This window comes from Nitrococcus sp. (assembly GCF_059432795.1).
This window is the reverse complement of sequence record NZ_JBXWZQ010000064.1, coordinates 13,367-27,089: the sequence shown is the minus strand read 5'-3', so window position 1 is coordinate 27,089 and position 13,723 is coordinate 13,367. Positions and strand designations below refer to the sequence as shown.

11 protein-coding genes are annotated in these 13,723 nt (G+C 61.9%); 6 read left to right on the top strand and 5 right to left on the bottom strand.

Features of this window, described 5'->3' with window-relative positions:
* On the bottom strand, positions 1-885 hold an 885-nt coding region (locus AC52Q4_RS05140; RefSeq protein WP_495535732.1), incomplete at its 3' end, for a LysR family transcriptional regulator.
* Positions 886-1,315: 430 nt separating this feature from the next.
* Here AC52Q4_RS05140 and aceA point away from each other — a divergent pair.
* From aceA to clpA, 3 genes are all read left to right on the top strand, one after another.
* Positions 1,316-2,605 (top strand): isocitrate lyase, encoded by a 1,290-nt coding sequence (gene aceA / locus AC52Q4_RS05135; protein WP_495535731.1) that lies wholly within the window; start codon positions 1,316-1,318, stop codon positions 2,603-2,605.
* Positions 2,606-2,785: 180 nt separating this feature from the next.
* Positions 2,786-3,106, top strand: a complete 321-nt coding sequence (clpS, locus tag AC52Q4_RS05130; RefSeq protein WP_495535730.1) for an ATP-dependent Clp protease adapter ClpS — start codon at positions 2,786-2,788, stop codon at positions 3,104-3,106.
* Positions 3,107-3,185: 79 nt separating this feature from the next.
* Positions 3,186-5,453 (top strand): ATP-dependent Clp protease ATP-binding subunit ClpA, encoded by a 2,268-nt coding sequence (gene clpA / locus AC52Q4_RS05125; RefSeq protein WP_495535729.1) that lies wholly within the window; start codon positions 3,186-3,188, stop codon positions 5,451-5,453.
* 70 nt (positions 5,454-5,523) lie between these two features.
* On the opposite strand, the gene infA is transcribed toward clpA, so the two are convergent.
* The 4 genes from infA to AC52Q4_RS05105 all read right to left on the bottom strand — a co-directional run bounded on the left by infA (position 5,524) and on the right by AC52Q4_RS05105 (position 8,865).
* A complete protein-coding gene (gene infA, locus AC52Q4_RS05120) occupies positions 5,524-5,742 on the bottom strand; it encodes a translation initiation factor IF-1 (RefSeq protein WP_004998524.1) in 219 nt (72 codons plus the stop codon).
* A 205-nt stretch (positions 5,743-5,947) separates the two neighbouring features.
* On the bottom strand, positions 5,948-6,706 hold the full coding sequence (locus AC52Q4_RS05115; protein ID WP_495535728.1) for an arginyltransferase: 759 nt from the start codon (positions 6,704-6,706) through the stop codon (positions 5,948-5,950).
* Positions 6,670-7,422 (bottom strand): leucyl/phenylalanyl-tRNA--protein transferase, encoded by a 753-nt coding sequence (aat, locus tag AC52Q4_RS05110; protein ID WP_495535727.1) that lies wholly within the window; start codon positions 7,420-7,422, stop codon positions 6,670-6,672. The genes AC52Q4_RS05115 and aat overlap by 37 nt, the downstream gene beginning before the upstream one ends.
* Before the next feature lie 279 nt (positions 7,423-7,701).
* A complete protein-coding gene (locus AC52Q4_RS05105; protein ID WP_495535726.1) occupies positions 7,702-8,865 on the bottom strand; it encodes a GNAT family N-acetyltransferase in 1,164 nt (387 codons plus the stop codon).
* A 552-nt stretch (positions 8,866-9,417) separates the two neighbouring features.
* Between AC52Q4_RS05105 and AC52Q4_RS05100 the strand changes: the two genes are divergently transcribed.
* Genes AC52Q4_RS05100 through AC52Q4_RS05090 form a run of 3 tightly spaced genes read left to right on the top strand, consistent with a single transcriptional unit; the run spans position 9,418 to position 13,718 of the window.
* Complete coding sequence (locus tag AC52Q4_RS05100; protein ID WP_495535725.1) at positions 9,418-11,772, top strand: DNA translocase FtsK; 2,355 nt, start codon at positions 9,418-9,420, stop codon at positions 11,770-11,772.
* Positions 11,773-11,787: 15 nt separating this feature from the next.
* The gene (gene lolA / locus AC52Q4_RS05095; protein WP_495535724.1) at positions 11,788-12,414 is read left to right on the top strand and encodes an outer membrane lipoprotein periplasmic chaperone LolA; all 627 of its coding nucleotides are present in this window, start codon (positions 11,788-11,790) and stop codon (positions 12,412-12,414) included.
* Positions 12,411-13,718 carry a replication-associated recombination protein A gene (locus AC52Q4_RS05090; RefSeq protein ID WP_495535723.1) on the top strand — a complete coding sequence of 436 codons (1,308 nt, stop codon included), beginning with the start codon at positions 12,411-12,413 and terminating at the stop codon, positions 13,716-13,718. The genes lolA and AC52Q4_RS05090 overlap by 4 nt, the downstream gene beginning before the upstream one ends.
* The last annotated feature ends 5 nt before the right edge of the window (positions 13,719-13,723 follow it).

The following is a 13,723-nucleotide window of genomic DNA, read 5'->3' as shown; positions in this document are numbered from 1 at the left end:
AAACCGTTTGGCCTGCAGCGAGAGGAATTTGCCATGACGCACCATCACGCCGTAGGTCCGTTTGGGGAAGATCTCCGGTAGCGGCCGAACGGCGACCCTCTCCGAGCCGGACAGGCAGAGATTGCTGCCAATGGCGAAACCGAAGCCGAGCTCGACGTAGCGTTTGATGATCACCCAACAGCCGACCTCAAGGCGCTCTTTATAAGGAATACTGAGCTTCTGAAAGACCAGATTGATCAAGCGACACGTGGTGACCTCGCGCGGAGGCACGATGAGCTCGCCGCAGGCGAGATCCTGCAGCGTAATGGTGCTCTTCTCGGCCAAGGGATGATCGAGCGGGGTGATCAGGGAAAGACTGTAGCAATAAATGGCCCGATAACGGATATCGTCCGGAAGATCGAGCATAGACCCGATGGCGAAATCCACTTCGTCCTGCCGGATGGCATCGCACATCGGTTTGCCCGCCAGGTTGTGCAGCTTTACGTGGACTGCGGGATGGCGCGCGATGAACTGACCGATCAGCTCCGGCAATAGATATAGGGCCGTGGACTCGCCGGCAGCGATGTCCAGGCGTCCCGACTGCAGGCGCTCGCTGTGAGCGGCGAAGCGCTCGGGAAGGGCGTCGATTCCCTCGACCAGCGGCTGCGCCAGCTCGTAAAGTGTTGCGCCGTCCGGCGTGAGGCGGATACGCGGTCCTCGACGCTCGAACAGCGTGATTCCCAGTTCGCGCTCGAGCGCCTGAATCTGGAGCGAAACGGAGGGCTGACTGAGGCGAAGCTGCTCGGCGGCCTTGGACACGCTGCTGTACTGCACAGCGCAGCAGAAAGCGCGCAGCTGCTTGATGCGGTTGTGCTTATAGTGACTCTTGACGGCATTGCTGGTCACGCGTCGTTCGCCTCATGATTATTAAGTATTTAAATATTGAATATCCATGAAATTGGGTTGTCAAATGATGCAATGCCGCACTAGACTGGTTAAACACGCGCTATCCGCTGCCCAGATTGACGAGCGTATAGTGACTCAGAGGGCGGTTTATGCCCGATACCCGTAGCCATTGGCCTCGAGCGAGGCCCGGAGGGTGACGGGGCGGGCGTGCCGGCCACTCGAGGTTGACGTGGTCAGCGTGGATCTCTACCGCACCACCCCGCGGGAGGAGTCCAAGGTGTCTGCGCCGAAAGTGGCGAGCAGGACGTGGCGGCCGACGCGATGGGCGAACTGCCCGGCGGCTGGAGGGAAGCGACGCGCGTGATGCTTTGGTTAGGGACGGCCGGCTTGACTGAGCGGGCAGTACCGGGCTCTGCAAGGGGGAGACGAGATGCGTAACGACGATGCAGCTATTGAGCAACTCAAGCGGGAATGGGCGGAGAATCCCCGGTGGCGCAACACGCGACGCGGCTACGGCGCGGACGATGTGGTGCGGCTGCGGGGAACGGTGGCGATCGAGTACACGTTGGCGCGCCGCGGCGCCGAGAAGTTGTGGCGGCTCATTCACGAGGAGCCTTTCGTCAGCGCATTGGGTGCGTTGACCGGCAATCAGGCGGTGCAGCAGGTCAAGGCGGGTCTGAAGGCCATTTATCTATCGGGCTGGCAGGTTGCCGCGGACGCCAATTTGGGTCACACCATGTATCCGGATCAGTCGCTGTACCCGGCGAATTCGGTGCCGACCGTGGTCCGACAGATCAACAACGCGCTGTTGCGTGCCGATCAGATTCATCATTGTGAGGGCGAGAGCGGCACAGACTGGATGGCTCCGATCGTGGCGGACGCCGAGGCTGGCTTCGGCGGCGTGCTCAATGCCTTCGAGCTGATGCGCGGCATGATCGAAGCCGGCGCCGGGGGCGTGCATTTCGAGGATCAGCTCGCCGCGGCCAAAAAATGCGGGCACATGGGAGGCAAGGTTTTGGTGCCCACTCAAGAGGCCGTTCAGAAGCTGATAGCGGCGAGGCTGATGGCGGATGTCATGGGGGTGCCGACGGTGCTGGTCGCACGCACGGACGCGCTGGGAGCGAGCCTGCTTACGACCGATGCCGACGAGCGCGACAAAGCGTTCTTGACCGGTGAGCGCACGCAAGAGGGCTTTTTCCTTACCGCGGCTGGGCCGGCACAAGCGATCGCCCGCGGCAAGAGCTATGCGCCCTACGCGGACCTCGTCTGGTGCGAGACGGACAAGCCGGACCTGCAGTTCGCCAAGGAGTTCGCCGAGGCCATCCAGAAAGACAATCCGGGGAAGCTGCTGGCATATAATTGCTCACCGTCCTTCAACTGGCGCAAGAACCTGGACGATGCGACGATCGCCGCATTCCAGCGTGAGTTGGGCGCGATGGGCTACAAGTTCCAGTTCGTTACCCTCGCTGGTTTTCATAGCTTGAATTACGGTATGTTCAATTTGGCGAAGAACTATACGGAACGCCAGATGTCGGCTTATGTCGACCTGCAACAGGCGGAGTTCGCGGCGGAAGCCGACGGCTATACCGCCACCCGGCACCAACGGGAAGTCGGCGCGGGCTACTTCGACGAAGTCACGAAGGTGATCCAGGGGGGCGAGTCCTCGGTTACGGCCCTGGACGGCTCCACGGAGGAGTCTCAGTTCGAAGTGGCGCACTGAGGGGCTTCCCTGAGCCGTAGGCGGTAGGCGGCGCGTCAGCGCAAGCCGCGGTTGGATTGGTGCGGCTCGCGATTTTGCAAATCGCCTGGCTACTCGTTGGATGGATCCGCCGGGTCTTTTACAATGATTAGAGAGGCCCCAGATTAAAGACTCTGGGTTGTTCAGGTTGACGGTAAGACCATGAGTCGAGAAAAGGACACGCGGCGCGAAGGCGATCTCTCCGTCAAGCAGGCGGAACCCCAGGTCAAGCGCCCACCGCTTTACCGCGTAGTGCTGCTCAACGACGATTACACTCCGATGGAATTTGTCGTGGAGGTGTTGCAGATGTTCTTCCATATGGACCGGGGCAAGGCGACCCAGATCATGCTCCATGTCCATACGCGCGGAAAGGGTGTCTGCGGCGTGTACAACCGGGACGTGGCGGAGACCAAAGTGGATCTGGTCAACGAGTACGCACGCAAAAACGACCATCCTCTGATGTGTACGATGGAGCCGGTATGAGCGTGCCGGAACTCAATTTCGTACCCGCAGTCCAAATGAGCGGGTGCTTCGTGAACGCGTTGTAACCAGGTGAAGGCGCATGCTGAGTAAAGAACTTGAGTTCACGCTGAATCTTGCCTTCAAAGAGGCTAGGGAGAAGCATCACGAGTTTTTGACCGTGGAGCATCTCTTGCTGGCGCTGACGGATAATCCGGCGGCGCTGGAGGTCTTGCGTGCCTGCGGTGCGAATTTGGACCAGCTGCGCCGGGATCTGGAGAGCTTCCTGGATGAGACGACGCCGGTGCTGCCCGCCAACGACACGCGGGAGACGCAGCCGACGCTGGGCTTCCAGCGGGTGCTGCAACGGGCGATCCTGCACGTGCAGTCCTCGGGGAGAAAGGAGGTCACCGGGGCCAACGTGCTCGTGGCGCTTTTCAGCGAGCAAGAGTCGCAGGCGGTTTATTTTCTGCACAAGCAGAATATTTCCCGGCTGGACACGGTGAACTTCATCTCCCACGGTATTTCGAAGGGACCGGGCGAGGGCGAGGATGCCGAACCGGGCGGGATGCCTCAAGACGACGAGGAGGCGGCCGCGGAGCCCGGTTCACGCAAGCCGCTCGAGAACTTCGCCACGGATCTCAATGCCAAGGCCGAACGTGGCGAGATCGATCCGCTGATTGGCCGGCGCAACGAGATTGAGCGTACGATCCAGGTTCTTTGCCGGCGGCGCAAGAACAATCCCCTGTTCGTCGGTGAAGCCGGCGTCGGCAAGACCGCGATTGCCGAAGGACTGGCGAAGATGATCGTCGACGGACAGGTTCCGGATGTCTTGAAGGATGGGCGTATCTACTGCCTCGACCTCGGCGCCGTCGTGGCCGGCACCAAATACCGGGGAGACTTCGAAAAGCGGATCAAGGGCGTGCTCTCCCAGCTGAAGCGGGAGAAAAACGCGATCCTGTTCATCGATGAGATCCATACGGTGATCGGCGCGGGTTCGGCCTCGGGTGGGGTGATGGATGCCTCCAACCTGATCAAGCCGATGCTGGCAAGCGGGGAGCTGAAGTGCATCGGCTCGACGACCTATCAGGAGTACCGAGGAATCTTCGAAAAGGATCGCGCACTCGCCAGACGGTTTCAGAAGATCGATATCTCCGAGCCCACGATCGAGGAGACGGTGCTGATCCTGCGCGGTCTCAAAGAGCGCTTCGAGGCACACCACGGTGTTCGCTACACGCAGCCGGCGCTGGAGTCTGCGGCGGGGCTCGCCGCGAAGTACATCACCGATCGGCGGCTGCCGGACAAGGCGATCGACGTCATTGACGAGGCCGGCGCCAGGCAGCGGCTGCTGCCACCCTCGAAGCGGCGTAAAACGGTCAACGTCGCCGACGTCGAGACCATCATCGCCAAGATGGCCCGGATACCGCCGCGGCGTGTTTCGACCTCGGACATGCGGTTGCTGGAGAGCCTCGAGCGGGATCTCAAGCGGGTTATCTTTGGTCAAGATACGGCCATCGATACGCTGGCGACGACCATCAAGATGTCACGGGCGGGTTTGCGTGATACGGAGAAGCCGGTGGGCTGTTTCCTGTTCGCTGGCCCGACCGGAGTAGGCAAGACCGAGGTGACGCGCCAGCTTGCCGAGGCCATGGGGGTGCGGTTGATCCGCTTCGATATGTCCGAATACATGGAGCGGCATACCGTCTCCCGGTTGATCGGCGCGCCGCCCGGCTATGTCGGCTTCGACCAAGGCGGGTTGCTGACCGAGGAGGTCATCAAGCACCCGCACTCTGTGGTCTTGCTCGACGAGATCGAAAAAGCGCATGCCGATGTGTTCAATTTGCTCTTGCAAGTCATGGATCATGGTGCGCTCACGGACAACAACGGTCGTCAGGCCGATTTCCGCAACGTCATATTGGTGATGACGACCAATGCCGGTGCGCAGGAGCAGAGTCGGCGCTCGATCGGGTTTACCGCACAGGATCACTCCTCCGACAGCCTGGAGATAATCCGGCGGATATTCGCTCCAGAGTTCCGCAACCGACTGGACGCGGTAATCCAATTCAACTCACTGCCCCCGGCCGTGGTCGAGCGTGTCGCAGACAAGTTCCTGCGTGAGTTGCGCCACCAGCTCGCAGAGAAGAAGGTCACGCTCGATATCAGCGAGGCTGCGCGCTCTTGGCTGGCCGAGAATGGCTACGATCCGAAAATGGGCGCCCGTCCGATGGCCCGCCTCATACAGGACCGCATCAAGCGGCCATTGGCGGACGAGCTGCTGTTCGGGCGATTGGCCGGTGGTGGTCATGTCGTCGTGGACGTCGAAGACGACGAGCTTACCTTCTCTATCAACGAGCCCGATGTGGTGAGCTGATCGGATTGGCAGGGGCCAGGGATGGCCGGCGTGCCCGTGACGTGACAGACGTTCGGGATGGAACACGCGTTCAGCGAGCGCGATACACGATACGCCCTTTGCTCAAATCATACGGGGTGAGCTCAACGGTCACCTTGTCACCACGCAATATTCGAATGTAGTGCTTGCGCATCTTCCCCGAGATGCGTGCCGTTACCAAGTGTCCGTTTTCGAGTTCGACGCGAAACATCGTGTTGGGCAGGACCTCTACTATGGTCCCCTGCATTCGGACGTGGTCTTCCTTGGTCATTCAGCCTCTCATGTGTCGGTGTCTGGATATCGCAGGCGCTTTCGAATCGGCGCGGTGCGCGTGTTCCTGCCGCCAGCAGCGAATTTGCTTGCTTTGTGTCCTGGCGCGCCTCTCGGCCCAGGGCGAGGTTCTTCCTGCAGTGTAGGACCGAGGCGAGATTCTAGCGGAGCCGGCGCCGCTAACCAACTCCTGTGCAGCAACGAGTTCATGTCACACGGATCCAACCCGAAGGGGTCAGCACCTCATGTGGGCGAAACTCGCTTTTGTAACACATGCTCGCACACTCTGCGATCCAATAGCCCAGATACAGGAAATCGTAGCCGCGGCAGCGCGTTTCGCCGATTAGCCGCAGGATGGCCAACGTGCCCAAACTGCGCTCGGGGAGATTCGGCTCGTAGAATGTATACACGGCCGACAGTGCGTCACCGAGGTCGTCCACGACGGCAACCGCCAACAGCCGGCTTTCTTCACGCAATTCCAGAAACTCCGTATTACACCAGCTGCGCGTGAGGAAATCCTGATAGTCCTCGGGGGTCGGATCCGCCATGCTGCCGCTCGGATGGCGAGCCGCCAGGTAACGCCGGTAAAGTGTGAAATGCGCCTCGGAGTATCGAGGCGCAAGGGATACCAGGCGAACGCCGGCGTTGTCCCGCAGGCAACGCCGGTGCCTGCGTCGCGGAGGGAACAGGCTAACCGGGATGCGCAGCGATTGGCACGCGCTGCAATTCGGACAGCTGGGACGGTAGAGATAACGCCCGCTTCGACGGAATCCCTGCCGGATCAGGTCTGCGTATCGCTTCGTGTCCAGCGTTGCGAAAGGGTCGACAAAGGCGGTACGCGCGGTGCGCCCGGGAATGTAAGGGCACTCGTGCTTCGGGGTTGCCAAAACGGCCAGCCGGCGCTCGCGCTCGTTAGGGTCGAATCGGTTCATGGCCTGTCCACCGAGACGGGTCGCTTGATCCACGCGAGGGGATCGAGCTGCGCGTCGAATTCCCAGGGCCCTGGGCGCGTGGGGCGGTTCAACGCCGCGTACAGCTCACGGATGAACCGCCGCCGCGAGATCTCGACGCCACCCAGGGCACACAGGTGCGGAGTCGACATCTGGCAGTCGATGAAGTCGAACGACCAGGCATCGAGCTGGGTAGCCAGCCAGACCAGAGCAACCTTGCTGGCGTCCGTGCTGCGGCTGAACATGGATTCGCCAAAAAATGCCGCGCCAAGGGAGACACCGTAAAGGCCGCCCGCGAGGAAAGCGTCCTGCCAAACCTCCACGGAGTGGGCAACGCCCTGCTCGTGCAGCTGCGTATAAGCCGCCATGATCTCCGGTGTGATCCACGTGCCTTCCTGGCCGCGACGGGGAGCCGAGCAGGCTTTAACGACGGGCTCGAAGCATTGGTCCATGGTGAGCCGGTAGCCTCCATGGCGCAGCCGTTTACGAAGGCTGCGCGAGATGCGTAGATCCCGAGGGTAGATGATAAGTCGGGGATCGGGACTCCACCACAGGACCGGCTGGTCATCTGAAAACCAAGGGAAAATTCCGCAGCGGTACGCCCGCTCCAAGCGCTGTGGAGATAGCGGACCACCAATGGCCACCAGCCCGTTGGGCTCCCTGAGCGCCGTTTCGACGTCGGGAAACGGGCTGATATGGTCATCGGGAGCGATCCAGGGGATACGCGACATGGGTCAATTGTTCGCTCATTGAGTCAACTATTCGCGAAAGGATGCCTTCGCGATTTACCTAGGCCGATGACTGTTGAAACCGTGGGCGAGGCGAAGCAAAAAAACGTTTGGTCCATTCTGCCATGGATTGCTTCGCTAGCGGCGTCCGGGCCGCTGCCGGCAAACGCCAACGATGCCGTGCTCCGCTCTCCAAGAGCATAGTATCGAGCCCGGTGAATGCCTACGGAGGCGGCCAATAGTCGTGTTGCGTCGCGAGCTCGGCCGGTCCCGGGCAACGCGTCAGCCAGGGGAGGCGAGTCGTTCGAGCGCGTCGAGGCGAAATGGGCCCTCGTTGGTGCGTTCACGGATGTAGTGTTCGATATATGCCCGTTCCTGGCGCAGGAAATCGTCCACCGCAAGTCGAAAGCGCGGATCCCGGAGATGGTGACAGGAGTACGTGGGGGTGGGCAGAAAACCACGTGCGATCTTGTGCTCGCCCTGAGCGCCGGATTCGAATCGATGTAGACCCTCGCGAATGCAGTAGTCGATGCCCTGGTAGTAGCAGGTCTCGAAGTGCAGTCCATCGTGCAACTCACCGGTACTGCCCCAGTAACGCCCATAGAGGGTCGTGGGGCTGCGAAAACAAAGCGCGGCGGCGATGGTGCGATCTTGCTGTCGCGCTTCCACCAGCATCACCCGCGAGCCCAGCCGCTCGCCGATTTCGCGGAAAAACCCCAAGCTCAGCAAAGGGATATTGCCGTGGGCGTGAAAGGTGTTCACATAGAAGCGGTGAAAGAGGCGCCACAGCTCGGCAGAAATTTCGTGTCCGGTATGGGTGTGAAACTCAATGCCGGCCTCTTTGACCCGGCGGCGTTCACGGCGGATGCTTTTGCGTTTCTTCGACGATAGCCCGGCGAGGAATTCCTCGAAGCTGCGGTAGCCCGGGTTGTTCCAGTGGTATTGGCAGCCGAGGCGGATGCTGTAGCCGGCCTGCGCAAAAATCCGGGCCGTCTGCGCTTCCACGAAGAGCCAATGCGCTGAGCTCAGCGCCTCGGCTTCGATGAGCGCTTGCGCCTGCCCAGCAAGCTCGCCGACCGCGGCCACGCGATCGAGCCCCGGGCGCACCAGCACACGCGGGCCGGTCGCCGGCGTATAGGGGACCGCGCAGACCAGCTTCGGGTAGTAGTCCATACCATATCGGTCATAGGCGTGCGCCCAGGCGAAATCGAAAACGAACTCGCCCCACGAATGCTGCTTTTGATAGACCGGTGCGGCCGCTGCCAAGCCGTGTTCATCGTATAGGGCAAGATGGTTGGGAATCCAGCCGGTGCGGGGCGAGACGGCGCCGTGATGTTCCAACGCAGCGAGAAATTCATGGCTGAGAAACGGATTGGCGGTACCCGCGAGTGAATTCCACTCGGGCGCCGGAATCTCATCGAGCGAATGCACGATTCCGAGCTTCATGACGGCCCACAAACTGACATTGGCATAATCCGGGCGACGATCGTTGACTGCGAACCACTATGAACGAAACTGGAAATGAACGAAACGGGAAACCCGTGGGCGCTCGGGCTCTACCGTTGTGCGATAACTAGGCCCGAAGCGGACGTGACGCGGCGGGCTCATCCTGCGGCTCTCATACCGTGAGCGGACGCCGCGGTGCCCGGCCGGGCCGGCAGCGCGCCCAATCGCTTTTGCCTTCCAGGGGGGGAGCCGCTTTTGTCGCTCATGTATAATCCGCTGTGGTGGCGGCCCGCTTCGCACTGGGGCGCGATGGCACGGTGAGCGTGGGGGGCTTGCAAGGATCCCGAGCGCGCTCCTGCCGTCAATGGCGTCGGTCCGGCGCGAACGGGGTGAGCTCGTCCTGCAGCGATGTCCTCGGTGCAAGCTGGCTATGTGGATCCTGCTGGAGCGGTTACGTCCCGAGCTCCGAGGCTTGCCTATTCGTATATATTCCATTATTAATAATGAGTTGGAAGGGGTTTTTCAGTTCACTTCTCAGCCAGGATGGCCGCAATGGTGTCAAAACAGGAATCCAACAATCCGCCTAACCGATTTGTTCAGCATATCGGTCGCGGATTGAGAGAGGCCGCGTTACTCGTCCTGCTCGCCGTCGCCGGTTTCCTGCTGCTGGCGCTGCTCAGCTATAACCCGGCGGATCCGGGCTGGAGCTATAGCGCCGCCACCCGCACGATCCATAACCGGGGCGGTGTGGTGGGTGCCTATTTCGCGGATTTCACCCTTTATCTCCTCGGTTATCTGGCGTATCTCATACCGGTGCTGATCGCGCTGGTGGCTTGGCTGGTTTATCGCTGGCAGAAGGAAGACGGTCGAATCCGTTGGGATGTTTTCGCTTTGCGGGTTTTGGGGTTCGTTATCACCGTTGTCTCGGGAGCGGTGCTTGCGAGCCTGCATTTCGAACCGTTGCCCGCGACGGTGCCGCTGAGCTCCGGGGGAATTCTCGGCAACCTGGCGGGCGGCTGGTTAAAAGCCAATTTCAGCTTCGTCGGCGCGACGTTGCTGGCCTTGGCGGTATTCCTCGCCGGAATGACGGTATTCAGCGGTCTTTCCTGGATCCAGCTCATGGACCTCATCGGCCGATTGACGCTGCGCCTCGCTCAGCGCGGCACCGCGGCGCTGAGAGATTATCGCGACGCGGCGGCCGAACGGCGCATTTTGCGCCCCGTCGAGCCGACGGTGGACCGGCCCGCGCGGCTGGAACGGCCAACGCGCAAAACGGGCAAACCCGGCAAGGAACGCCAGATACCACGTATCGAGCCCGTAATCAACGCGTTCGCGCCAGAGACGCCCGCGCGGCGGGGACAGCAGATGCCGTTGTTCGAGGAAGTGCCGCCGGGAAGCCTGCCGCCGCTTAGCCTGCTCGACCCCCCCAAGGAGCAGCAGCCGGGCTACAGCCGCGAGGCGCTCGAAGCGATGCCCCGTCGCGTAGAGCATAAGCTGCGGGACTTCGGGGTGGAGGTAAGCGTTGTCGCCGTGCAGCCGGGACCGGTCATTACCCGCTTCGAGCTGCAACCGGCTGCGGGCGTGAAGGTGAGTCAGATATCGAATCTGGCCAAGGATCTGGCGCGGGCATTGTCCGTGACCAGCGTCCGCGTCGTAGAGGTGATTCCCGGCAAATCCGTGGTCGGCATGGAGATTCCCAACGAGCACCGGCAGCTGATCACGCTGGCGGAGGTCATCGAGCCGGCCCTCAAAGAGCCCTCGGCGCCGCCGTTGAGCCTGGCCATCGGCAAGGACATCAGCGGTCATTCGGTCATTGTCGACTTGGCCAAAATGCCGCATCTGCTCGTCGCCGGAACGACCGGTTCGGGTAAGTCGGTCGGCGTCAACACGATGATTCTGAGCCTGCTCTACCGCAACCGATCCGAGACCGTGCGCACGATCATGATCGATCCGAAGATGCTGGAGCTCTCGATTTACGACGGGATACCGCATCTGCTCGCCCCGGTGGTCACCGACATGAAAGAGGCCGCCAACGCATTGCGCTGGTGTGTGGCCGAGATGGAGCGCCGCTACCGTTTGATGGCCACGCTCGGCGTGCGCAACGTGGCCGGCTGCAATCGTAAAATCCGCGAGGCCATCGAGCGGGGCGAGCCGATACCGGACCCGATGTGGTCTCCGCCCGAATCACTCGTGGTGGGTGATCCCGTTGAGTACTCCGAACCGCCGCTGCTCGAGCCAATGCCTTACATCGTGGTGTTGGTGGACGAATTCGCCGACATGATGATGATGGTCGGTAAGAAGGTGGAGGAGCTGATCGCGCGCTTGGCGCAGAAGGCCCGCGCCGCCGGTATCCATCTCATTCTCGCCACGCAACGGCCGTCCGTGGATGTCATCACCGGTTTGATCAAGGCCAACATCCCCACGCGTATGGCGTTTCAAGTCTCCTCGAAGGTCGATTCGCGCACGATTCTCGACCAGATGGGTGCCGAGTCGCTATTGGGCCATGGCGATATGCTCTATCTCGGGCCCAGCAGCCGCGGCATTCCGGAGCGTGTGCACGGCGCGTTTGCCTCGGATGCCGAGGTGCATCGTGTCGTGGAGTACCTCAAGAAAACCGGTGAACCGGAGTACATCGACGAGATACTCGATGAGCCGGGAGCAACGGCTCCTGCGATTCCGGGCCTTTCCGCGGCGAGCGGCGAAGGCGAGAGTGACCCGCTCTACGACCAGGCCGTGCGGGTAGTGACGGAGACGCGACGCGCCTCGATTTCCGGGGTGCAACGGCGACTGAAGATCGGTTACAACCGCGCCGCGCGATTGGTCGAGGAAATGGAGTCGGCGGGCATCGTCGGGCCCCTGCAGTCAAACGGCGCGCGCGAGATATTGGCGGCGCCGCCACCCGATTAGTTCTCTGGAGGTTGCGTGCGAGTCATTTTGCTTTTGCTCCTGATGCTGCCATGCGGAATCGGCCTCGCAGCAGATGCCCTGCGGGCGCTGCAGCAGTACTACGACTCCGTCCATACGTTGTCCGGCCGGTTTGTTCAGAAGACGCATGCCGAGGACGGCGCCCGAATCGACGCCTCGTCCGGTGAACTGGCTTTGGCTCGCCCGAATCGCTTCGATTGGTTCTATGAAAAGCCTTACCGGCAGCGGATTGTCGCCGATGGAAAACGGCTGTGGGTCTACGACGTGGAGTTGCGCCAAGTCACCGTCAAGCCGCTCGACGATGTTCTGGGGGTGGGCCCGGCACAGCTGCTGAGCGGCCGTTTTTCCGATCTGCAACGAAGTTTCAAGCTCAAGGATCTCGGTGATGGCTGGCTCGGTTTACTGCCCAAGACCGATCAGTGGGAATTTCAACGCGTGCGGCTGCATATGGCGCACGGGGTGCCGGATGTCCTCGAGATCGAGGACGGTTTGGGGCAGACGACGCATCTGGAGCTGCATGATCTGCAACGCAATCCCAAGTTCGACCCGCAGCGATTTCACTTTACCCCGCCGCAGGGAGTGGACGTCATCGGTACCGAGCACCAGGCGGCTGCCCCGCAATGACGGACGGGACGCGGCCGCTGGCGGATCGCATGCGTCCTCGATTGCTTACGGAGTTCGTCGGCCAGGCGCATCTGCTGGGGGCGGGTAAGCCTCTGCGCGAGGCGATCGAATCCGGTCGGCTGCATTCCATGGTCTTCTGGGGCCCGCCCGGGACCGGAAAGACGACATTGGCCCGAATCATGGCTGCCGTCGTCGACGCTGAGTTCCTGGCCCTGTCGGCCGTCATGGCCGGTGTCAAAGACATCCGCGAGGCGAGCGCGACGGGCCGGGCGAATCGCGCTCGTGGGCGCCAGACGATTCTCTTTGTGGATGAAGTCCACCGCTTCAACAAAGCGCAGCAGGATGCCTTTCTTCCCTTCATCGAGGACGGCACCGTCGTCTTCGTCGGGGCGACTACGGAGAATCCGTCTTTCGAGCTCAACAACGCATTGCTGTCCCGATTGCGCATCTATGTCCTGCGTGCGCTTGACGATTCGGCGTTGGGCCGCATCATCGACTGCGCGTTGCAGGACACCGAGCGCGGCCTCGGCGCCAGGCGGCTCGTGCTCAGCGACGAAGCCCGTGCGCTGCTGATCCAGGCGGCGGACGGCGATGCGCGCAACGCGCTCAATGTGCTGGAAGTGGCGGCGGAGCTCGGCGCGGCGACGGAGCGGATCGACGGCGAGCTCATCCGGGCGGCAGCCGCCGGCGGGCGGCCTCGCTTCGACAAGCGCGGTGAGGCGTTCTATGATCAGATCTCCGCGCTGCACAAGGCGATTCGCGGCTCGGCGCCCGACGCCGCCTTGTATTGGCTGTGTCGCATGCTCACGGGGGGATGCGATCCGCTATACGTTGCCCGCCGGCTGCTGCGCATGGCCTCGGAGGATATCGGCAACGCCGACCCGCGCGCGTTGCAGATCGCAATGAATGCCTGGGACGCCCAGGAACGCCTGGGCAGCCCGGAGGGTGAGCTCGCGATTGCACAAGCCGTGGTGTATCTCGCCAGCGTACCCAAGAGCAATGCGGTGTATCGCGCCTATCAGGCGGCCGCTGAAGATGCCCGTGTCCACGGTAGCCTGGAGGTGCCGTTGTCGCTGCGTAATGCGCCAACGCGACTGATGCGCGAGCTCGGCTACGGAAGTGACTACCGCTACGCGCATGACGAACCCGGTGGCTATGCCGCCGGTGCCGAGTACTTTCCCGCGGAGCTCTCCGGGAGACGCTACTACCATCCCACGGACCGAGGGTTGGAGCGGCGCATCGGCGAGCATCTGAGATCACTGCGCGCGCTCGACCCCAAGGCCGGAGCCGGGGGTGGCGATTGATGCAC

Coding starts and splice junctions, on each gene's coding strand:
- aceA (WP_495535731.1), top strand. CDS start 1,316: ATGCGTAACGACGATGCAGCTATTGAGCAACTCAAGCGGGAATGGGCG.
- clpS (WP_495535730.1), top strand. CDS start 2,786: ATGAGTCGAGAAAAGGACACGCGGCGCGAAGGCGATCTCTCCGTCAAG.
- clpA (WP_495535729.1), top strand. CDS start 3,186: ATGCTGAGTAAAGAACTTGAGTTCACGCTGAATCTTGCCTTCAAAGAG.
- infA (WP_004998524.1), bottom strand. CDS start 5,742: ATGACCAAGGAAGACCACGTCCGAATGCAGGGGACCATAGTAGAGGTC.
- aat (WP_495535727.1), bottom strand. CDS start 7,422: ATGTCGCGTATCCCCTGGATCGCTCCCGATGACCATATCAGCCCGTTT.
- AC52Q4_RS05105 (WP_495535726.1), bottom strand. CDS start 8,865: ATGAAGCTCGGAATCGTGCATTCGCTCGATGAGATTCCGGCGCCCGAG.
- AC52Q4_RS05100 (WP_495535725.1), top strand. CDS start 9,418: ATGGTGTCAAAACAGGAATCCAACAATCCGCCTAACCGATTTGTTCAG.
- AC52Q4_RS05090 (WP_495535723.1), top strand. CDS start 12,411: ATGACGGACGGGACGCGGCCGCTGGCGGATCGCATGCGTCCTCGATTG.